This window comes from Pseudomonas alloputida (genome assembly GCF_021283545.2).
In the GTDB taxonomy this organism is placed as follows: Bacteria; Pseudomonadota; Gammaproteobacteria; order Pseudomonadales; family Pseudomonadaceae; genus Aquipseudomonas; species Aquipseudomonas alloputida.
On record NZ_CP128540.1, the window covers coordinates 4,471,087 to 4,492,339 of the forward strand.

19 protein-coding genes are annotated in these 21,253 nt (G+C 62.0%); 8 read left to right on the forward strand and 11 right to left on the reverse strand.

From position 1 onward, the window contains the following. The first annotated feature begins 14 nt into the window (after positions 1–14). Positions 15–962 carry an RHS repeat-associated core domain-containing protein gene (locus tag LU682_RS20685; protein ID WP_232014086.1) on the forward strand — a complete coding sequence of 316 codons (948 nt, stop codon included), beginning with the start codon at positions 15–17 and terminating at the stop codon, positions 960–962. A 298-nt stretch (positions 963–1,260) separates the two neighbouring features. After that, positions 1,261–1,851 carry an RHS repeat-associated core domain-containing protein gene (locus LU682_RS20690; RefSeq protein ID WP_080985565.1) on the forward strand — a complete coding sequence of 197 codons (591 nt, stop codon included), beginning with the start codon at positions 1,261–1,263 and terminating at the stop codon, positions 1,849–1,851. Here the strand turns inward: LU682_RS20690 and LU682_RS20695 are convergent. Beyond that, entirely contained in the window at positions 1,845–2,183 is a 339-nt protein-coding gene (locus LU682_RS20695; RefSeq protein WP_049586670.1) for a hypothetical protein, read from the reverse strand. The genes LU682_RS20690 and LU682_RS20695 overlap by 7 nt on opposite strands. Before the next feature lie 86 nt (positions 2,184–2,269). On the opposite strand from LU682_RS20695, the gene soxR reads away from it, so the two are divergent. Next, positions 2,270–2,725, forward strand: coding sequence for a redox-sensitive transcriptional activator SoxR (soxR, locus tag LU682_RS20700; RefSeq protein ID WP_003247276.1), 456 nt, complete (start codon positions 2,270–2,272; stop codon positions 2,723–2,725). A 146-nt stretch (positions 2,726–2,871) separates the two neighbouring features. Further along, positions 2,872–3,120: a CsbD family protein gene (locus LU682_RS20705; RefSeq protein ID WP_003247275.1), complete on the forward strand. Its 249-nt coding sequence runs from the start codon at positions 2,872–2,874 to the stop codon at positions 3,118–3,120. Positions 3,121–3,172: 52 nt separating this feature from the next. Here the strand turns inward: LU682_RS20705 and LU682_RS20710 are convergent, their stop codons facing one another. From LU682_RS20710 to LU682_RS20725, 4 genes are all read right to left on the reverse strand, one after another. Further along, a complete protein-coding gene (locus LU682_RS20710) occupies positions 3,173–4,426 on the reverse strand; it encodes an OprD family porin (protein ID WP_010953062.1) in 1,254 nt (417 codons plus the stop codon). A 63-nt stretch (positions 4,427–4,489) separates the two neighbouring features. Next, positions 4,490–5,794 (reverse strand): CitMHS family transporter, encoded by a 1,305-nt coding sequence (locus tag LU682_RS20715; protein WP_010953061.1) that lies wholly within the window; start codon positions 5,792–5,794, stop codon positions 4,490–4,492. A 114-nt stretch (positions 5,795–5,908) separates the two neighbouring features. Next, a complete protein-coding gene (locus LU682_RS20720; protein ID WP_049586707.1) occupies positions 5,909–7,216 on the reverse strand; it encodes a dicarboxylate/amino acid:cation symporter in 1,308 nt (435 codons plus the stop codon). A gap of 71 nt (positions 7,217–7,287) precedes the next feature. Further along, positions 7,288–8,367: a 4-oxalomesaconate tautomerase gene (locus tag LU682_RS20725; RefSeq protein ID WP_010953059.1), complete on the reverse strand. Its 1,080-nt coding sequence runs from the start codon at positions 8,365–8,367 to the stop codon at positions 7,288–7,290. A 146-nt stretch (positions 8,368–8,513) separates the two neighbouring features. Between LU682_RS20725 and LU682_RS20730 the strand changes: the two genes are divergently transcribed. Next, on the forward strand, positions 8,514–9,407 hold the full coding sequence (locus LU682_RS20730) for a LysR family transcriptional regulator (RefSeq protein ID WP_003247268.1): 894 nt from the start codon (positions 8,514–8,516) through the stop codon (positions 9,405–9,407). A gap of 18 nt (positions 9,408–9,425) precedes the next feature. Here the strand turns inward: LU682_RS20730 and LU682_RS20735 are convergent, their stop codons facing one another. Then, a complete protein-coding gene (locus LU682_RS20735; protein ID WP_004577437.1) occupies positions 9,426–9,722 on the reverse strand; it encodes a DUF3144 domain-containing protein in 297 nt (98 codons plus the stop codon). A 396-nt stretch (positions 9,723–10,118) separates the two neighbouring features. Here LU682_RS20735 and mtlD point away from each other — a divergent pair, with 396 nt between their 5' ends. Continuing rightward, positions 10,119–12,242, forward strand: coding sequence for a bifunctional mannitol-1-phosphate dehydrogenase/phosphatase (gene mtlD, locus LU682_RS20740; protein WP_010953058.1), 2,124 nt, complete (start codon positions 10,119–10,121; stop codon positions 12,240–12,242). Between the two features lie 79 nt (positions 12,243–12,321). On the opposite strand, the gene LU682_RS20745 is transcribed toward mtlD, so the two are convergent. The 5 genes from LU682_RS20745 to LU682_RS20765 are packed head-to-tail and all read right to left on the reverse strand — an operon-like array spanning position 12,322 to position 18,162. Continuing rightward, complete coding sequence (locus tag LU682_RS20745; RefSeq protein ID WP_010953057.1) at positions 12,322–13,506, reverse strand: acetyl-CoA C-acyltransferase; 1,185 nt, start codon at positions 13,504–13,506, stop codon at positions 12,322–12,324. Further along, positions 13,503–13,955 (reverse strand): acyl-CoA thioesterase, encoded by a 453-nt coding sequence (locus LU682_RS20750; protein WP_010953056.1) that lies wholly within the window; start codon positions 13,953–13,955, stop codon positions 13,503–13,505. The genes LU682_RS20745 and LU682_RS20750 overlap by 4 nt, the downstream gene beginning before the upstream one ends. Further along, complete coding sequence (locus LU682_RS20755) at positions 13,955–15,118, reverse strand: iron-containing alcohol dehydrogenase (protein WP_010953055.1); 1,164 nt, start codon at positions 15,116–15,118, stop codon at positions 13,955–13,957. Before LU682_RS20755 ends, LU682_RS20750 begins: the two co-directional genes overlap by 1 nt. A 33-nt stretch (positions 15,119–15,151) precedes the next feature. Beyond that, the gene (locus tag LU682_RS20760) at positions 15,152–16,927 is read right to left on the reverse strand and encodes an acyl-CoA dehydrogenase C-terminal domain-containing protein (RefSeq protein ID WP_049586662.1); all 1,776 of its coding nucleotides are present in this window, start codon (positions 16,925–16,927) and stop codon (positions 15,152–15,154) included. Continuing rightward, on the reverse strand, positions 16,924–18,162 hold the full coding sequence (locus LU682_RS20765; protein ID WP_010953053.1) for a 3-hydroxyacyl-CoA dehydrogenase: 1,239 nt from the start codon (positions 18,160–18,162) through the stop codon (positions 16,924–16,926). The genes LU682_RS20760 and LU682_RS20765 overlap by 4 nt, the downstream gene beginning before the upstream one ends. Positions 18,163–18,246: 84 nt before the next feature. On the opposite strand from LU682_RS20765, the gene LU682_RS20770 reads away from it, so the two are divergent. Together LU682_RS20770 and LU682_RS20775 are read left to right on the forward strand one after the other, a co-directional pair. Then, entirely contained in the window at positions 18,247–19,170 is a 924-nt protein-coding gene (locus LU682_RS20770; protein ID WP_010953052.1) for a LysR family transcriptional regulator, read from the forward strand. Positions 19,171–19,271: 101 nt separating this feature from the next. Then, a complete protein-coding gene (locus LU682_RS20775; RefSeq protein WP_010953051.1) occupies positions 19,272–21,233 on the forward strand; it encodes an alkyl/aryl-sulfatase in 1,962 nt (653 codons plus the stop codon). Positions 21,234–21,253: the final 20 nt, after the last annotated feature.

Below are 21,253 nucleotides of genomic sequence, written 5' to 3' on the forward strand. Positions count from 1 at the left end.
ACGTTGAAGTGGTAGTGCGAGGCAATCACGACATCATTGAACTGGAATCACCTGACAATTTTATCAGTATCGAACCTTTGGCATGTGAGGCACACTCATACCTCCTTCAGCTTGGGTTCTTCAAGACCATGTCTACAGGCACTTACTCCACGCATACATCAAGACGCGTGCCAAGCAACTACATGCCCTATGGCTATCGAAACGCCGAAAAGCAGCCGATCGGAATCTTAGGCTACAATGGCGAGCCTCTATTTACCCTAAGGGAATGCTACGCCCTCGGTAATGGACATCGAGTCTATAGCCCCCGTTTGAGCCCCCGTTTGATGCGATTCATAAGCGCAGACACACTGAGCCCTTTCGATCGTGGCGGTCTAAATTGCTATGCCTACTGCCTGAACGACCCAATCAACGCAACCGACCCTAGCGGAAAATCCCGATTCAAGACGGCAGGCACTGTAGCCTTGGCAGCGGTCAAATTTAAGAAAAATCTTTCATCGAGGACAGAAAATACCAATCACTGGAAAGCACTTGGCAACTGGTATGCCGATGAGTTGAGTGAGGACGTAAAGCTCGCAATCCAATCAATAAAAAATCAAACAACCCACATCACCCTGGTCAAAAATCCCGCCAGCTTATTCAGACTTAACGATTCTCAATTCAAACATAAATTTGTCTTTACACGCGATAGAAATTTCTTCATAGGCAGTTACAGCGCAGATGAACCCAGCCATCCAAGCATCGCCCATCTTGGTCAAGGGATAACCGGAACCAAGAGTGAAGTTGTCAGTGCAGGGGGCATCATAAAAGACGGCAACGGTTATACGTTAGACACCCATTCTGGACACTATAAACCTTCGGTTGAGCAGTTGAAACCCGCGAAAGCCCATCTTGAGTCGCTCGGTATAGCAGTAACGAGCTTGAGGGAGAATACGCCTTCTAAAGGCTATGCAGCACGTCTCTAACGTATTCGTGCCCGGCAGCAAACCTAATATCGGAGGCAGCGTATCCCGCGAACGATTAAGTCTCACCAATCTGCTCTTGTGCGTACGTTGCGCCTTCGCGCACTAAAAATTCGCTTGCGCCTTGGGGACTTCATCGGAATGTCCGCCTTGATCCCTGGCAGTGAAAGATCGGGCAGGACTACAGAAACTCACCTTCCTTTGAAGCCTGCAGGCCTGGCAGCGAAAAGACGTCGAAACAGCACGAATGGCTAATGGGTAATCACTGATGCCAAGTGCCAGATCTGACGGAGTCAGATATATGTCAACGCATAAAACTTCGACACCCCGTAAAAAACACGATCCGACCATTGCACCCCGTTTGGAAAGCCAGGCCCGTGACCAACATGGCGCCGCACGAACATCCACGGCCCCAACAACAGGCCAGCCAGCAAACTACACACCCTATGGGTTTCGAAACGCCAACGCGGAGCCGACCGGAGCAGTGGGGTTCAATGGTGAATTTTACATTTCTGCGCTGAACGGTTACGCACTCGGAAACGGGTACCGAATATTCATCCCATGCTTGATGCGATTCATCAGCCCAGACCACCAGAGCCCTTTCCTCAAAGGCGGCATCAACGCCTATGCCTACTGCCTGAACGACCCAGTCAACGCACAAGACCCTAGCGGAAAAAACGCAATCAATACATTTGTTCAGACCGCCATCAAGATAGGCAAGACTTATAGCAAACGATTCAAACCCTCCCATACGGGACACCTACTTTCTAACAACCAAGCCAAACACCTTAAAACCGAACTCAAGGATGCCAAAAGCTTTATAAGCAAGGGCATCGTAGACATCAATATTATCAACGACAACAATAGCGCAAAAAAATCAGCCCATCACTGATTTACAAATACACACTCATAAATGAAGGCGACGAAACGACCCTGGTCGTCTTCGGCGCCTCTACTGACGCCCTCTTGAATACTCACGCCAGCGGCGCTGAAATGTGGAATTTCAATGCCAGCAATAACGTTAGCGCTGCGGGTTATATCGCCTATGAGAACGGGGTATTTATTGTCGACGACTGGTCCGGACACTATCAGCCTGAGCCCTGGCGCACAGCGCTCGTAAAGGCCTACCTGGAAGGGTTGGGCTATGAAGTGAGAACCGTGCGTCGTGGCTTTGGGTAACGTGCCAACAACTGGAAAGTGATGGGCAAAGGCGAATGCCGTCATGCCATACCCCAATGACCCGGAAAAACCGTTGCACCGCCGACCGGGCCGGCTTATAAAAGCTCAACTTAACTTTAGGTCGAACATATATGGCAGCGGACAACACACGGATGCTCACAGTGGGTGAAGTGGCCAAGCGCAGCGGCGTGGCGGTGTCTGCGCTGCACTTCTACGAAACCAAGGGGCTGATCGCCAGCGTCCGCACGGCTGGCAACCAGCGCCGCTATCCCTCGCTGGTGCTGCGTACCCTGGCGATCATCAAGGTAGCCCAGCGCACGGGAATTCCGCTTGAGGAAATCAAACAAGCCTTCAGCCGTTATGCCCCCAACAGCAAGCTCACGGCCGCACAATGGAGCGAGATGTCCACGGCCTGGCGCGAAGACCTGAATGCCCGCATTCGCACACTGGAAGCACTGCGCGACAGCCTCGACAACTGCATTGGCTGCGGTTGCCTGTCGCTGGAGGACTGCCCACTGCGCAACCCCGAGGATGTGCTGGGCAAGGAAGGGACCGGGGCGCGGATCCTCGAAAAGAAGGCACGCTAACCTAGCACGCTCATGTCAGATGCGAATCTATGCCGGCGCGCATGACCTGCAGGTGACAAACAGTCGCTTTGAACCATTGCGACGAATCACCGCCCTAACCCTGTGCTGTTAACCCAAAGCCGCTCACAGGAAGGAACTAAGCCATCATGAAACGCGAACAGATCGAAGGTGTAGCAGAAGACCTGGCTGGCAAGGCGCAAAGCGCCGTAGGTCGCCTGGTCGAAGACCCGGCGCTGGAAGCCGAAGGCGATGCGCGTCAGGCCGCAGGCCAGGTGACCAAGACCTACGGCGACACCCTGGACACGGTGTCCTCGTTCGTCAAGGAAAAGCCCTTCGCCGCACTGGCCATCACCGCCGCCGTCACACTGGTGGTCTCTCGCCTGCTGCGCCGCTGAACCACGGCGCCTCAGGCGGTTCAGGGCCGGATATCTTGTCCGGCCTGCGCCATCACCAGATGGCGATATCGTAGGTCAGGTAAAGGCGATTGCTGTCTCGGCCGCGGGCGAAATCTGATCGATACACATAGTTTCGCAGCTTTACGCCCAGCCCTTTCAGCGGCCCGCCCTGCACCACGTAGGCAATTTCGGCGTCACGCTCCCATTCTTTGATGCCCTCGCCACCTGAACGGCCATTGTCGCCACTCAGGTAGCGCGTCATGAAGGTCAGCCCCGGCACCCCGGCGGCAGCGAAATTGTAGGCATAGCTGGCCATCCAGGTCTTCTCTTCTTCCTCGATGAACTTGCCGATGCCGACGTTGCTGAACGAATAGACCGTGGCCCCACTGATATACGGCAGCCCCGCTTCACCATCGAGCACCTGGTAACCTGCGCCGACGGTATGCCCGGAATGGGCGTACGACAGTTGGCCGCTGAACATGTCGTTGTCGATGCCACCGCCATACGCCGTACCGCTGTCGCGGCTTTTGAAGTAACGCAGGTCGGTGGTCAGCACGCCGCCGCCCAGCGGCAGGTCGTGCACCAGCCCGGCGAAGTCCTGGCGGTAGAAATGCTCGAGCTCGCCATGGAAATAACTCAGGCGCAGTTGCTTGCTGACGGCATAGTCAGCACCGGCGAAGCTGAAATCGCCAGACGCTGGGCCGCCATACCCGTCCAGGTACAGCCCGGTGCTATCGGATGAATCGCGTTGTTTGAAGCGATCCAGGTGGCCGGCGGTAAGGGTGAGGTTGTCGATGTCGGTGCTGGTCAGCTGAGTGCCCTGATAGGTCTGCGGCAGCAGGCGCGCATCGTTGTACACCAGTACCGGCGTCTTGGGCAGCAAGGTGCCATGCTTGACCACGGTGCTGCCCAGGCGGGCTTTGGCCGTGATACCGGCGCTGGCGAATTCGTCGGCCGCGCGACCATCGTCATGCACCGGCAACAGTCCGGTGCCGCTGCGCCCACGGCCGGAGTCAAGGCGTACGCCCAGCAGGCCCATGGCGTCGACGCCCAAGCCCAGGGTGCCTTGGGTAAAACCCGACTGGTAGTCGAGCAGAAAGCCTTGAGCCCATTCCACCCGTTCGCTTTTGGCAGTGGCGGCGGCGCGGGCGCTCATACCCTGCTCGTCACGGAAATTCTCGTTGAAATACACGTTGCGCAACTGCAGCTTGAGCTTGCTGTCTTCGATGAAACCGGCGGCACCGGCCACAGGCAGCCAGCCGCACAGCAGGCCACAAGTGGCCCCACGGAAAAGAAATCGGGACATGATGGTTACTCTGTTGTTGTTCTTGGGTGAGTCAGCGGGGCGCCGAGCGGCGCCCTGGGTGCTTCAAACCATGAAGGACAAGGCGCCCGTCAGCAGTGCCAGCGCAGTGATCACCAGAGAGGTGAGCACGGCCCATTTCACGGTGGCTTTCTGGAAATCACCGATATCGCGGTCGACCATGCCCACCAGCAGCAGGGTCGAGGCCACCAGCGGGCTCATCAGGTGAACCGGCTGGCCAAGCACCGAGGCGCGGGCAATTTCCACCGGGTCGATGCCGTACGCGGCCGCGGCATTGGCCAGGATCGGCACAACGCCGAAGTAGTACGCGTCGTTGGACAGCACGAAGGTCAGCGGCATGCTGGTCAGCGCCACCACCAGCGGGAACCAGTGGCTCCACGCTTCCGGAATCCAGTCCACCAGCGTCTGGGCCAATGCATCGACCATCTTGGTACCCGAGAAAATACCGGCAAAGATGCCCGCGGCGAACACCAGCAGCACCACGGTCATGGCGTTGCCCGAATGGGCGAGGATGCGCTCTTTCTGCAGGTCCAGCTGCGGGTAGTTGATCATCAGTGCGGCGACGAAACCGATCATGAACAGGATGGCCGCGTGCATCAGCCCCAGCACCAACGCGGTCATCACGGCGATCACCAGCACCAGGTTCACATAGGCAAGGCGCGGGCGCTTGTGCGGGTTGTCGCCGAGGATTTCCTTGATGTAGCAGTTGCCGCCACCGGACTCCAGGGCAATATTGCCGATACGCCGGCGCTCGGCACGGCCCAGCAGGTAGGCGGTGAACACGACCCACGCCGCCCCACCGATGACGGTGGGCAACATCGGAATGAAGTATTCGGTCGCATCCAGGCCGAGCGCGGCAATGGCACGGGTGGCGGGACCACCCCACGGGCTCATGCCGCTCATGATGCTCAATGACAGCATCGATACAGTCGCCAGGATCATCGGGTTCATGCCGATGCGCTTGTACAGCGGCAGCATGGCAGCGCAGGTAATCATGTAAGTCGTGGTGCCGTCACCGTCCAGCGCCACCAGCAGCGACAGCAAGGCGGTGCCGATGGCGATCTTGATCGGGTCGCCATTCACCCGCTTGAGGATCTTGCGGATCAGCGGGTCGAACAGGCCGGCGTCGATCATCAGGCCGAAGAACAGGATGGCGAACAGCAGCAGCGCGGCAGACGGTGCGACCATTTTCAGCCCATCGAGCATCATCTTGCCCAGGTCTGGCGCGAAACCGCCAACAAGGGCGAAAACAATCGGCACGATGGTCAGCGCGACGATCGGTGACAGGCGTTTACTCATGATCAGGTAGGTGAAGGTCACCACCATGATCAGGCCCAGAAGTGCGAGCATGGTTTGTTCTCTTGTTTTTATTGTCTATGTGGCCACCTGCAGCGCAGACGGCCCCCTGACCCCCACCCGGCAACGCCTGGTGGGGGCCTGCAAAAAGCTTGAGGGTGTCGGGGCTCAGCCGTGGCGGTGTGGTTCGGCGACCCAGTCGGCTGTTTCAGCGACGGGGGTGACCACCGGCTCGCCGTTCAGCCGGCTGTGCAGCGTCTGGCGGTCACAGGCGTTTTCCGACAACGAAACCACCACCGTCGCCACTGCGTTGCTGGCAAGACTCGTCAGCGCACGGGCTTCCGACATGAAGCGGTCGACCCCGATCAACAGGGCCAGGCCGGCCAGGGGAATGTCGTGGATCACGGTAAGGGTCGAGGCCAAGGCCACGAAACCGCTGCCGGTGACACCTGCCGCGCCCTTGGAGGACAGCAGCATGATCGCCAGCATGGTGACCACCTGGCCCAGGCTCAGGTCGATGTTGCAGGCCTGCGCGATGAACACGGCTGCCAACGACAGATAGATGGCAGTACCGTCCAGGTTGAACGAGTAGCCAGTGGGCAGCACCAGGCCAACCACGCCTTTCTTGCACCCAAGCTTCTCGAGTTTCTCAAGCATGCGCGGCAGCACCGGCTCGGTGGAGGAAGTACCCAGCACCACGAGGAACTCTTCGCGGAAATAGCGCAGCAACTTCCACAGGCTGAAGCCATGGGCGCGGCAGATGCCACCGAGCACCACCAGCACGAAGAAGGCGCAGGCGATGTACAACGTCCCGACCAGCTTGGCCAGCGCGCCAAGGGACGTAATCCCGTACTGGCCCACGGTGAATGCCAGTGCGCCGAAAGCGCCGATCGGGGCAAAGCGCATCAGGTAGCCGAAGATGCGAAACACCATGGTCGAGGCCGACTCCAGCACGTCCAGTACCGGCTTGCCCTTTTCGCCCATCGACGAGAGAGCGAAACCGCTGAGTACGGCGATGAACAGGACCGGCAACACCTCACCCTTGTTGAAGGCACCGATGAAGGTGTCCGGGATGATGTGCATGAAGAAGTCCACCACGCTCAGCTTGGCGGCCGACGCGGTGTACTGGCTCAGGCCCGCTGTGCTCAAGGTGGCAGGATCGATGTTCATGCCGGCACCTGGCTTGAACAGGTAGACCGCCGCCAGTCCGATCACCAGGCTGACCACCGTCAGACCCAGGAACAGCAGCAGGGTCTTGCTCATCAAGCGCCCCAGTGAACGCTTGTCGGTCATGCCGGCAATGCCGGTGACGATGGTGCAGAACACCACCGGCGCGATCATCATCTTGATCAGCTTGATGAACGCATCACCCAGCGGCTTGAGGGCCACGGCCTGTTGCGCCCAGAAGTGTCCGACCACCACGCCCAGCAGGACGGCGCAGAGAATCTGGAAATACAGCGATTTGGCGAGTCTCATGGCATCACCCATTGTTGAAATTGTGCGGATGCGCTTGTTACGAATGTGCAGGTCTGGATCGGTGCCTGGAACTACCCGGCCAACCTGCGGAATGTAGGGGCGTAGACGAACCCTGAGAAGAGCCGCCGGGCGGTTCGCACCACCGAAGCCTGGATCGTCTGGCCCTCGGCACCGCTGCGCGTCAGCGCAACATCGATGCCGCCACTTGGGTGCTCCAGGCGGACCTGGGCCAGTTGCTGCGCGCCTTCGCCCAACAGGTCGGCAATCACGGTGCCAGGGCTGACGCAGGCAGTCGCCAGCCCCACCGCTCCAGTGATCGCCAAGGCACGATGGCAGTTGTGCGGCATGAAATAGCGAACCTGCAGCGTGCCGTCGTAGCGCGGCTTGGACACCAGCACTGGCTTGGGGATGACCATGCCACTGACATCGCCCAGGCCCATGGCCTTTCCGGCCTTCAGCCGCAACGCTTCCAGGCGTTCGAGCAGCGCGCTGTTGGCGTCCAGCTGAGCCGGGGTTTCCGAGCCGCTGACACCCAACTGGCTGGCCTCCACAACCATCATCGGCATGGCCATGTCGATGCAGGTCACCGGCACGCCATCAATCACGTCCTGGGCCTTGCCCGTGGGGAACAGCTTGCCGGTCTTGCTGCCGACCGCGTCGAGGAAGGTCAGATGCACCGGGGCGGCAGTGCCCGGTACCCCATCGATCGCCGTGCGGCCTTCGTAGCGCACGATACCGCCGGGCGTTTCGACCAGCGAATTGACGAAGGTGCCGGTGTTGAGGTTGCGAATGCGCACCAAGGTCTTGCCTTCCTGGCCTTTTACCAACCCCTGTTCGATGGCGAACGGCCCAACAGCACACAGCATGTTGCCGCAGTTGGGGGCCGTATCGACCCGGCGCTGTGCGACCATCACCTGCACGAACAGGTAGTCGACGTCGGCGTCGGCATGCAATGACGGGCTGATGATCGCCACTTTGCTGGTCTGCGGGCTGCCGCCACCGATGCCGTCGATTTCCAGCTCATGGCCAGAGCCCATGAGGTTGATCAGCAACTCGTCGCGCTCGACCACATTGGCAGGCAGGTCCCAGGCGTGGAAGAACGGCCCTTTGGAGGTACCGCCGCGCATGAGTACGCAAGGAATTCGTTGCATGATTTCGCACTCTTGTTGATCAATGGACATCATTGATGCTGTGAGCAAAAGAGTGACAGGGATGGATAAATCAATCCAATGCAAATATCGTAGCTATTATTGCGATTCAAACATGAATAAAGTACCAGGCCAATCGAAGGTTTCTTATGGAATATGAGCTGCAAGACATCAGATCTTTCGTGAAAATCGCCGAACTGGGCAGTTTCCATGAGGCCGCCGAAGCGCTCCACTTGTCCCAGCCGGCCCTGAGCCGACGGATCAAGAAGCTGGAGGAAGGCCTGGGCACCTCGCTACTGGAACGCACCACTCGCCGGGTCAGCCTGACCAGCGTGGGCCGCGACTTCCTGCCCAAGGCCAGGCGCCTGCTGGATGATTTTGAAGACTCGATCCTCAGCATCCGCGAGCTGGCCGAGCGCCAGACCGGTCAGGTTACCCTCGCCTGCATTCCTACCGCGGCGTTCTACTTCCTGCCGTCGGTGATCCGCGATTACAACGAGCAATACCCGAAAATCCGCATTCGCCTGCTGGACCTTAGCGCCAACGACGGGCTCGAAGCCGTGCTGCGCGGCGAGGCCGACTTCGGCATCAACATGATGAGTGGCCAGCACCCGGACATCGAGTTTGTCTCGCTGGTGCAGGAGCACTTTGTACTGGCCTGCCGGCGTGACCACCCACTGGCGAATCGCGCCTCCGTTACCTGGACAGAGCTGGCTGATTACCGCCTGATCGGCGTCGGCCGCCTGAGTGGCAACCGCATGCTGCTGGACCATGCGTTGTCCGGGCTCAACCTGCGGCCCAAGTGGTTCTACGAAGTGCAACACCTGTCCACGTCGCTGGGCATGGTCGAGGCCGGGCTGGGCGTGTCGGCCATGCCCAGCCTGGCCATGCCCAATGCCGACCACCCCACGCTGGTGAGCGTGCCGTTGATCGAGCCGCAAGTCACCCGCACGCTAGGGCTGGTGTACCGGCGCGGCGCATCGCTGTCGCCGGCTGCGGAGAAATTCGTTTCGATCCTGCTGCAGAAATGGCCAAATCGCTGAAGGAAGCCGCGCGCGGCCTTAGTCGTTCTTACCCAGCATGTACCGGTCAAAATGCTCGATATGCTCATCGAGGTTGTCCTCGAGCATCATCCGGTACTGATCGCAGAAGTACTTCAGAATCTCTTCCCGTGCCGCGCCCAGCTCCGCGCCGCTCTTGAAGCTGCGGGCGCTCATCCAGGCGCTGAAGCGCGCGGCACCGAAGGTCAGCGAGGCGCTTACCTTGCCCAGGTCCTCGAACTTTTCGATCTGCTGGTTCGCCAGTTCGATGTGCGCATCGGCACGATCGTAAAAGGCCTGGTCGGTAGCTTGGGTCATTGGGGTTCACCTTGTTGCGTAATGCGAGCGGGAGGCCAAGCCTTGCATGTCGCGGCGCATACGTGCAAGGCTGAAAAAGGATCACCCATGACGAAAAGGAAGCAAAGCACCTCATGCTTGGAATCACACGTATCCATCGCTATTTGCGCCCACTGCCTGCAAAACCGACTGCAGCCAGTGGGCGTGACCTCAAGGCCAAACGCGCCACCCACCTCGCCGCAACGGTTGCCAACCTCCTCTGCACGCCCCGCTCCGCCCCGCCTTACCTCTGCGTCACTCCTGAGCGTCCCCCTGTCGAACGTGTGCCCCCGACCTGACTGCCCCCACTGCAGCTCACACACCGTTCTCGCCTGTTGCAGGCGAGATGCCTGACGCAACGACAAGGGGCAACAGCCAATGCTTTTCTTTCACGGTAAACAGATTTTCAGCGCCATCTTCGATATGGATGGCACCCTCTTCGACACCGAGCGCCTGCGCTTCAGGACACTCAAGCAAGCTTCTCTGGAAATCTTCGGCAAAGCGCTGAGCGAGCAGACCCTGATTGGCTCGCTGGGCCTGAGCGCAAAAAAGGCCGAAGCCCTCGCCAAGGCGCATAACGGCGAAGACTTCCCTTACGCACAAATCCGCCAACGCGCGGATGAACTTGAACTGGAGTATGTGCGCAATCACGGCGTACCGATCAAGGCCGGCCTGCTGGAGGTGCTGGAGCGCTTGCGCAAATCAGGCCTGACCATGGCGGTGGCCACGTCCAGCCGCCGTGCCATCGCCGAGGAATACCTGATCAACGCCAACGTGCTGAAGTACTTCGACATCACCGTTTGTGGCGATGAAGTGGGCCAAGGCAAACCCCACCCCGAGATTTTCCTGAAAGCCGCCCGCGCGCTCAATTGCGAGCCAGGCCAGTGCTTCATGGTCGAGGACTCGGAAAACGGCATGCTGTCAGCGATGCGCGCCGAAGGGCAGGCGATCCTGATCGAGGACATCAAGCCGCCTGCGCCGGAAATCAAGGCAGGCGCGCTCAAAGCCTACCGCAGCATGCATGAATTTCTCGCCGACCTGAGCGAGTGCGTACCCGACCTGGGCATGCCTGCATTGAGCGAGCCGTTCCCGGCCTCGATGAACCAGTTCAGCGTGGGCATTCATGGTTTCGGCGCCATCGGCGGCGGTTACCTGACGCAGGTATTTTCCCATTGGGACGGCTACACCCGACCGCGTGAAATCATTGCCGCAACCCGCTCGCGCATGCTGCGCGAAAGCGTCAGCGCCTTCGGCCGCTACAGCGTGCGCTACGGTGCCACGTCGTTCGACCAGACCATCGACAACGTGCGCATGATCGACATGGACGACGACGACGCGGTCATCAGCATGTACACCACTGCCGAAATCATCGGCCTGAGCCTGCCCGAGCAGGCCATCAGAAGCCAGGCCAGGGTGATCGCCCAAGGCCTGCTGCAACGCTTCGAGCGCCGAGGCCGCGAGCTGACCCTGCTGATCGTGCTGAACAAGGTTGGCGGTGCAGCGTTCGTGCGGCGTCATGTGCAAGCCGAGTTGTCGCTACTGTGCCCGCCTGCGATCAGCGAGCAGGTTTTGCAGAAGACCCATTTCGCCGAAACGGTGGTCAGCCGCATCGTGTCCAAACTGGGCAATGACGCGCTGGTACGGCAGCTGCGCATCAAGTCGCAGATGTTCCAGAACAGCCTGGAAGACGAGCCCGCAAGCACACGCAAATCTTCAACGCCGCTACCGGAGTACGAACGGCTGATCGGCCACTTCAGGCCTTTTGCACAGCCCAGCAGCGCCATGAGCCAGCTGCATCTGGTGCTGTTCAACAGTGAAGCCGACATGCCGCTTTACGCCGAACGCGGCAGCGATCTGCTCGAACGCCTGCGCCAGGTGAAGACAGTGCCAGACATTGCCCAGATCCAGATCATCAAGAACCGCCTGTGGAACGGCCCGCACGCCATTGTGGCCTGGTACGCCAGCCTGCTGGGCCATGCCTGGGTCGGCCAGGGCATGGGCGATGCGCGGGTGAGTGAACTGGCCGAGCGCCTGATTCGCCAGGAGGTCGCGCCCGCACTGGTGGCCGAATACCCACAGATGGCCGAGGTGGTCAGCCGCTTTGCCGAGGCATTTCTCGAGCGCTGCAAAACCTCGTTCAAAGACCCCTGCGCCCGGGTAGGCCGCGACCCCTTGCGCAAGCTGCAACGCAACGAACGCATCCTCAGCAGCATCGACCTTGCCCGCAAGCACGGTATTGCAACCCCGGCCCTGGCGTTTGGCGCCGGGCTCGCCATTCACCACGCCCTGAACTGCAGCAACAGCAAGGACCTGGAAAGCCAGGCAATCAGGCAGGTTTACCTGGATAACCAGGAAAGCGTCGAAGCCGTGCTCACCCATGCCAACAAACCTTTCCCCGGGTTGTGCCCCGTCAAGGACGCGGAACTGATCGCTGCCATCCGTGAAGGCTTCCGCCAATTGCCACAGCCGGCTCCGCGTCACGCGGTTGCTGTAGGCTCATAACCAGCCCTGGCCGGGACACTGTGGGCGCGAGTTGCGCCTGCGTCCCGGTCAGCGCCATGGGCTGGCCTTGGGTACCGGCCTAGAGCACTTCGAACAGGCCCGCTGCGCCCATGCCGCCGCCCACGCACATCGTCACGACCACGTACTTCACCTTACGTCGCTTGCCCTCCAGCAAGGCATGGCCGACCATCCGCGCGCCGCTCATGCCATAGGGGTGGCCGATAGCAATGGCGCCGCCGTTGACGTTCAGTTTCGCCGGGTCGATCTGCAACTGCTGGGCGCAATACAGCACCTGGCAGGCAAACGCCTCATTCAGCTCCCATAGCCCGATATCGTCTACCGTCAGGCCCTGCTGGCGCAGTAGCTTGGGCACCGCCAACACCGGGCCGATGCCCATTTCCTCGGGGGCCAGGCCAGCCACGGCGATACCGCGGTAAAGCCCCAGGGCCGCGATGCCCGAGCGCGCCGCCAGCGCACCTTCCATCAGCACGCAGGCACTGGCGCCATCGGACAGCTGACTGGCATTGCCGGCCGTGACACAACCGCCTTCGACCACGGGCTTGAGCCCCTGCAGATCGGCCAGGGTCGTCGCCGGCCGGTTCCCTTCGTCCTGGGTAAGGCGCACCTCTTCATGGCTGACGACACCTGTCAGCTTGTCCACCACCTTCTTGCGTGCGATCACCGGCACGATTTCAGCGGCGAACAACCCCGCCGCCTGCGCCGCCGCCGTGCGCTGCTGCGACTGCAGGGCGTAGACGTCCTGTGCTTCGCGGCTTATGCCATAACGCCGGGCCACCCGTTCGGCCGTTTGCAGCATCGGCATGTAGGCATGCTCGCTCATGCGCAATACCGCGGGGTCATAAGCCTCACTGGCCAGCTGGTTGTGCACCTGCTGCACCAGGCTGATCTGCTCCTGACCTGCGCCAATGGTCACCTGCATGCCATCAACCATGATCTGCTTCGCCGCCGTGGCAATGGCCATCAGGCCTGAAGCACACTGGCGGTCGACGGTCTGACCGCTGACCGATTGGGGCAGGCCGGCGGCCAGCGCCGACAGCCGACCCGGGTTGATCGCGGCAGTGCCGCTCTGCATGGCAGTCCCCAGCACCAGGTCATCGACCTGCGCCGGTTCGATGCCAGCACGTTCTACTGCGGCGCGGATAGCGACAGCCGTCATGCTGGGGGTTTTCAGGTCGTTGAAGGCGCCACGCATGGCTTTGCCGATAGGGGTGCGAGCAGTGGCGACGATCACGGCATCTTTCATGATGGCTGTTCCTCAGAGGATAGGGGCTGCAGTTCGCTCAACACATGCCGTAGGCAGTCAGGCACCGGCACCGGACGCCGCCCTTCGCGGTCGACGAATACATGGACGAAGCGGCCGGTGGCACAGGCCAGTGGCTGGCCGGAGAGGAACACCGCCAACTGATAGTGCACCGAGGTGTTGCCCAACCGGCTCACCGCAAGGCCCACTTCGATGTCATGCGGGAAGGCCACCGGCGCCTGGTAGTCGCAGGCGGAGCTGACCACCAGCGCGATCACCCTCCCCTGGTCGATATCCAACCCGCCCTCCCGCACCAGCAGGCGGTTCACGGCGCTGTCGAAAAAGCTGTAATAGACCACGTTGTTCACGTGGCCATAGACATCGTTGTCGTGCCACCGAGTGGTTATGGGCGTGTAGTGCCGATAGTGTTCACGTCGCCGGAGGTGGTTCATCAGTAGGCTGCCTCATAGATGGCCAACGCATCGGCCTGGGTGACTTCACGCGGGTTATTGACCAAAAGGCGCTGCTGTTGCATCGCGTCTTCGGCCAGCTGGCCAAGCCGATGACGCGGTACATCGGCGTCGCGCAGGCGGTCAGGTAACCCGCAGCGGCTGCTCAGCGCGGCCAGCTCGGCCACGAATTGTTCTGCCTGCTGGCGCTGATCACCGGGCTGCAAACGGGCCCCCAACAGCGGCACGGCCAATTCGGCGTAGTCCACTGCCGCCACCGGCAGGTTGAAGCGCAGCACATGCGGCAACACCAGCGCGTTGGCCAGGCCATGGGGAACATGAAAGTGCCCACCCAGCGGATAGGCCAGGGCATGCACCGCCGCCACCGGTGCATTGGCAAAGGCCTGGCCGGCCAGGCAAGCCCCCAACAGCATGGCCTGGCGGGCCTGCAGGTTGCCGCCGTTGTGCACAGCCTGGTCAAGGTTATCCGCCAGCAGCCGCAGCGCCTCACGGGCCAGCAGGCTGGACAGCGGGTTACGTTTGAGGCGGCTGGTATAGGCTTCGATGGCATGCACCATGGCATCGATACCGGTAGCAGCAGTCACCGCCGATGGCAGGCCGAGGGTGCAGACGGCGTCGAGCACTGCCAGGTCTGGCAACAGCAGCGGCGAAACAATGCCCATCTTGGTGGTGGCGCCGGTGGTGACGATGGCGATCGGCGTCACCTCCGAACCGGTACCTGCCGTGGTGGGCACCTGGATCAACGGCAGCCGGCGGCCCTTGGCCCTGTCGATGCCGTACAGCTCGGCGATGGGCTGCGAACAATCGCGGTGGGCCAGCAGCGCAACCAGCTTGGCCACATCCATCGAGCTGCCGCCGCCGAACCCCACCACCAGGTCGGCGCCGATATGCCGGGCGCGCTGGGCGGCCGCCAGCACGCATGCCTCGCTGGGGTCGGCCGTAACCTCACTGAAGATCGCCACACCGACCTTGGCTGCCGTGAACCCCGGCAGCAGGTCATCGAGCATGCCAAGGCGGGCGATACCCGGGTCACTGATAATCAAAACACGCTTGGCACCGCGCTCACGGCACAGACCTGCAAGGCGCTGCACCGCGCCGGGTTCGCAGAGGATCTGCGCAGTGGTGGCAAAGCTGAAAGGCTGCATCGCACTCTCCTTGTTCGTGTGGTTTGCCGTGCGCTAGAACGCGAAATCGCTCGCCGGTAACGCCATCAGGCAATCCGCGCCACCCAGCAGGGCCTCGCGGTGAGCAGTGGCGCGGGGCAGGATCCGCCGCCAGTAGAACGTTGCGGCGTCAAGCTTGGCCCTGTAGAAGGCTGTTTCCGCGCTGCCGGTGGCAAGTGTTGCTTGAGCGCGCACAGCCGCTTGCAACCACATCGCCGCCAACAGCACGTAGGCCGAGTAGGCAAGAAAATCAACCGACACTGCCCCTGACTCCTGAGGGTCACGTTCACAGGCCTCGACCACATGGCCGGACAAGGCGCGCCACTCCTCCAGACGTTGCCCCACGCCCGTCGCCATGGCCTGCAGGCCGCCGAGCGCATTGGCAGCCCTGACGTGCGGCGCCATTTCGTCGATCAGCAGATTGAGCTCGGCCCCGCCGTCCCCCAGGACCTTGCGGCGTATCAGGTCGAGGGCCTGTATGCCGTTGGTGCCTTCATAAAGCTGGGTGATGCGGCTATCGCGCATCAACTGCTCCATGCCCCACTCGCGGATGTAGCCGTGACCGCCGTACACCTGCACCCCAAGACTGGCGACTTCCTGACCGACGTCGGTGAAGAACGCCTTGACGATAGGGATCAGCAACGCCGCCCGCCGAGCTGCGGCCTGGCGCGCCGGTGCACTTTTCGCAGCATGCTCCAGGTCCAGTTGCCGAGCGGTGTAGATGCCCAGCATGCGACAGCCCTCGGTAAGGGTCTTCTGGGTCAGCAGCATGCGCCGCACGTCTGGATGGACGATGATCGGATCGGCAGGCTTTTCCGCTGCCACCGGCCCGGCAAGCGAGCGCGACTGCAGACGCTCCCGGGCGTAGGCCAGCCCTCCCTGAAAAGCGGCCTCGGCAATACCAAGCCCCTGCAGGCCGACCTGGAAGCGGGCATCGTTCATCATGGTGAACATGCAGGCCAGGCCCTGGTTGGCCTCCCCCACCAGCCAGCCCTGGGCACCGTCGAAGTTCATCACGCAGGTCGAGGCCCCCTTGATGCCCATCTTGTGCTCCAGCGCCCCGCAGCCCAGCGCATTGCGCTCGCCACCGGGCAGCAGCTTGGGCACCAGGAACAGGCTGATGCCCCTGACACCGGCCGGCGCATCAGGCAGGCGCGCGAGTACCAGATGAACAATGTTGTCGGTCAGGTCCTGCTCGCCACCACTGATGAATATCTTGCTGCCGGTAATGCGGTAGCTGCCGTCCGCTTCCGGCTGGGCGCGGGTACGCAGCAACGCCAGGTCGGTGCCGGCCTGCGGCTCGGTCAGGCACATGGTGCCGGCCCACTCGCCACTGACCATACGGCTCAGGTAGGCCTGCTTGAGTGGCTCGCTGCCATGGCGATGCAACGCCAGGACCGCGCCCTCGGTCAGGCCGGAGTAGATGCGGAACGACAACGACGCCGCCATCAGCATTTCATGGAAGCTGGCCGATGCCATCTGCGGCAGACCCTGCCCACCATAGGCCTGCGGCCCGGTCATGCTGGCCCAGCCATGTTCGACGTATTGCCGATAGGCGTCCCGCATGCCGTCCGGGGTGGTGACCTCACCGCCCACCCACTGACAGCCCTGTTCGTCACTGTTGCGATTGAGCGGTGCGATGATCTGGCCAGTGAAACGTGCGGCCTCCTCAAGGATGCCGTCGAGGGTGTCGCGGTCCAGTTCGATACCGAGTTGCTGGCAATGTCCGCTCAGGTCGAACAGTTCATGCAGCACGAAACGCATGTCGCGAAGGGGCGCCTGGTAGTTCATGCCTGAACCTCCCCACGCGGTTCGAAACGCTTGCCACCGGCCACGAGTGAGTAGAGCAGCCCTGCCGGGCGCCAATGCTCGCCAAGCACGCCCTGTAGGTATTCCAGCCGGGCCAGGATAAACGGCGCCCCTTGTTCGTCAGCCCAGCGCATGGGCCCGCCAGTGGCAGCCGGGAAGCCATAGCCGTGGAGCCAGACCTGGTCGATGTCGCCGCTGCTGGCGGCGATACCTTCCTGGAGAACCTTCGCCCCTTCGTTGACCAGTGCCAGCAGGCAACGTTCGAGGATTTCCTCGGCACTGATGCCCCGACGTCGGTAGCCAAGGTTCTGGGACACCTGCAGCACCAACGCGTCGACCTGCGGGTCATGCTCGGCCTGCCGGCTGCCGGGGGCATAGCGGTAATAGCCCTGCCCGGTCTTCTGCCCAAGGCGGCCGAGCTCGCACAGCGCATTATCGACCTGCACCAGCGGGTCGTGCATGCCTTGCCCGGCCAACTGCCGGGCGCGCCACTCCAGGTCGATGCCCACCACGTCGTACATGCGGAACGGCCCCATGGCGAAGCCGAACTGCTGCAGTACCGCATCCACCTGATGTGGCAACGCCCCTTCAAGCAGCAACTTGCGCGCTTCGCCCACATAGCTGCGCAACATGCGATTGCCAATGAAACCAGGGCAGTTGCCTGCCACTATCGCCACCTTGCCCATGCGCTCGCCCAGCGCTTTGGCGGCATCGAGCACCTTCTGATCGGTGTGCGTCCCACGCACGATTTCGAGCAGCTTCATGACATGCGCAGGGCTGAAGAAATGCAGCCCCAGGACCTGGGACGGCCGCTGGGTGACGGCGGCAATCGCGTCGATGTCCAGCGCCGAGGTGTTGCTGGCCAGGATCGCCCGTGGCTTGAGGTGTGCATCCAGTGCACAGAAGATTTCCTGCTTGAGCGCCAGGTTTTCATACACCGCTTCAATCACCAGGTCGGCCTCCGCCAACGCCGGATAGCCGTCCACTGCCTGCACACGCGCCAGGCAGGCGTCGGCCTGGGCCTGGGTGATGCGCTGCTTGTCCACCTGCTGGGCCCAGGCCTGGCTGACCATGCCCAGCCCGGCTTCGAGCGCTGCCGCGTTGCAGTCCAGCCACAGCACCGACAGCCCGGCGTTGGCCAGGCTGATGACGATGCCGCGGCCCATGGTGCCTGCACCTATCACAGCCACCTGATTGATCGGGAAGGGAGTATTCACGCGCAACGCTCCTGCTTTCTTGTAGGTATGAGGACTGTGATCACCCTAAGCAGGCCGAAGGTATTTTTGAAATTTCCATTTCGTATGCCATATATTTTCAGCATGAATATTTCGAACTTCGACCTGAACCTGCTGCGCGTCTTCGACATGTTGCTGCGTGAACAGAATGTATCCCGGGCAGCCGAGCGTCTGGCCCTGACCCAGCCGACCGTGAGCAATGCCCTGGCGCGCCTGCGTGACCAGCTGGGTGACCCGCTGCTGGTCCGCGTGGGCCGGCGCATGCGCCCGACGCCACGGGCCTTGGCACTGGAGGGGCCGATACGTGCGGCGTTACAGCAGATCGAGCAGACGCTGGGCACCGGCGATGGTTTCGAGCCTCAGCGCAGCCATCGCCAGCTGCGCATCGCCCTCACCGATTTCGTCGAACAGCTGTGCATGCCGCCACTCCTGGCGCGGCTGGAGCTACTGGCACCCAACGTGCGCATCGACGTGGTGCACCTGGCCCCCAACCTGCCGGCCGAGGCGCTGGACCGGGGCGACCTCGACCTGGTACTGGGCCGTTTCGACGAGGTGCCGGCGCGCTTCACCCGCCACCCCTGGCGCCGTGAAACCCTGCAGATCGCGCTGCGCCAGCAGCACCCGCACCTGGCGCCGGGCCAGGCACTGGACCTCGACGCATTCCTGGGCTTGCGGCACATCTGGGTGCACGGCGGCCAGACCCGGGGCATGGTCGACCAGTGGCTGGCCGAGCAAGGCCTGACCCGGCAAATCGCCTATACCACGCCCAACTACCTGCAGGCCGCCCATCTGGCCGCAGCCACCGACATGTGTGTGGTGCTGCCGCGGCAACTGGCGCAGCAGTTTGCGCACCTGCTGCCATTGGCGGTGCACGAACTGCCATTTGCCCTGGAGCCTTTCGAATTGGAAGTGGTGCACCTGAGCCACCGTCAGCACGACCCCGCCCTGGCCTGGCTGGTCGAACAGATCCTCACGCTCCCCCCCGCCTGAAGCCATCAGGAAACGCGATAGCGGCCATGCCGCTCTGGTATTGGCTGGTGCGCAAGCCCCTCCCCTAGAGTGTTCTGCCTCAAGAACAACAAGGAAATCCCATGCGCTTTTCACTGTCGATGCTGGCGCTTGCCCTGCTGGCCCCCCTTCCGAGCCTGGGCGCAACAGCGGCCAAGGATGCCACCGCGGCCACCCTGGCCAGCAACCAGCAGTGGCTGCAACGGTTGCCTTTCGAGGATCGCGTCGATTACGAAACAGCCCGGCGTGGGCTGGTCGAGCGGTTCAACGGGCCAGTCGCCACGGCCGATGGCAAGACGGTGTGGAACCTGGCCCAGTATGCTTTTCTGGAACCGGCGCAATCCCCTGCCACGGTAAACCCGAGCTTGTGGCGCATCGCTCAGTTGAACAACATCGCCGGGCTGTTCAAGGTCACCGAGGGCATCTACCAGCTTCGCGGTCTGGACCTGGCCAACATGACCATCGTCGAAGGGAAGGACGGGCTGATTGTGCTTGACCCGCTGCTTGCCGTGGAGACTGCCAAGGCGGGCCTCGAACTGTACTTCAAGCACCGCCCGCGCAAGCCGGTGACCACGGTGATCTACACCCACCCGCACGTCGACCATTTCGGCGGCGTGCGCGGGGTGATCAACGAGGCGGACGTCAAGGCTGGCAAAGTCCAGGTCATCGCGCCCGAGGGGTTCTTCGAACATGCCATCGGCGAAAACGTGCTGGCCGGACCGGCCATGAAACGCCGCGCCCAGTACATGTACGGCGCCCCCCTGCCCCGTGGGCCGCGAGGCCAGGTGGATGCCGGACTGGGCAAGGGCGTGCCGGCCAATGCCACTGTCAGCCTCATCGCGCCGACGCTCGAAATCAGCCAACCGCTGCAACGCATGACCCTGAGCGGCGTGGAGGTGGAGTTCCAGCTGACCCCGGGCACCGAGGCGCCGGCGGAAATGAACATTTATTTCCCGGCGCTCAGGGCACTGTGCATGGCCGAGAACGCCACCCATGTGCAGCACAACGTACTGACGCTGCGCGGGGCCCTGGTGCGCGATCCGAAAGTGTGGGCCCATTACCTGGACCAATCGCTGGTGCGCTACGGCGAGCAGGCCGAGGTGGTGTTCGCCCAGCATCACTGGCCCACTTGGGGTGGTGCGGCCATCCGCGACTACCTGGCCGACCAGCGCGATATGTATGCCTTCATCGACAGCCAGACCTTGCGCCTGATCAATCAGGGCCAGACCCCCATGGAAATTGCCCAGACCCTGGCCAGCCTGCCGCCGCGCCTGGCAAGCAAATGGTACAGCCGCGACTACTACGGCTCGCTTAGCCATAACGTCAGGGCCGTCTATCAACGCTACATGGGGTTCTACGACGGCAACCCGGCCAACCTCGACCCATTGCCACCGCAAGCGGCCGGCAAGCGTTACGTGGCGGCGATGGGGGGTGCCGATCAGGTGCTGACCCAGGCCCGCCAGGCCTTCGCCGAGGGCGACTATCGCTGGGTGGCGCAATTGGCCAACCACCTGGTATTCGCCGAGCCAGACAACACCGAGGCCCGCGAACTGCAGGCCGACGCGCTGGAGCAACTGGGTTACCAGAGTGAGAACGCCACCTGGCGCAATGCCTACCTCAGTGGCGCGCAGGAATTGCGCTCAGGCGTTGCCGCCGGTGCGGGTAGCGGCGGCAACGCCGATGACATGGTGCGGGCCCTGACACCCAGCCTGTTTTTCGACTACCTGGGTGTTCGGGTGAATGCCTACAACGCTGCCGATAGCAACCTGACCATCAACTGGCGGTTTTCCGACCTGGACGAAGACTACGCCCTCACCCTGCGCAACGGCGTCCTCACCCACCGCGACCTGGCGCGCCACGCCAAGGCCGATGTAGAGGTCATCATGCGCAAACAGACACTGGACAGCATTGCCTTGAAGCAGACAGGCTTTCTCAAGGAAGCCACAGCAGGGGCAATCGAAATCAAAGGCGAGCGGGTGAAGTTCCTGCAATTCATGGGGGGGCTGGAAGAGGCTGATTCGCGCTTCAATATCGTCACGCCCTGAGCGGCAGCGGGCGGCGCCGG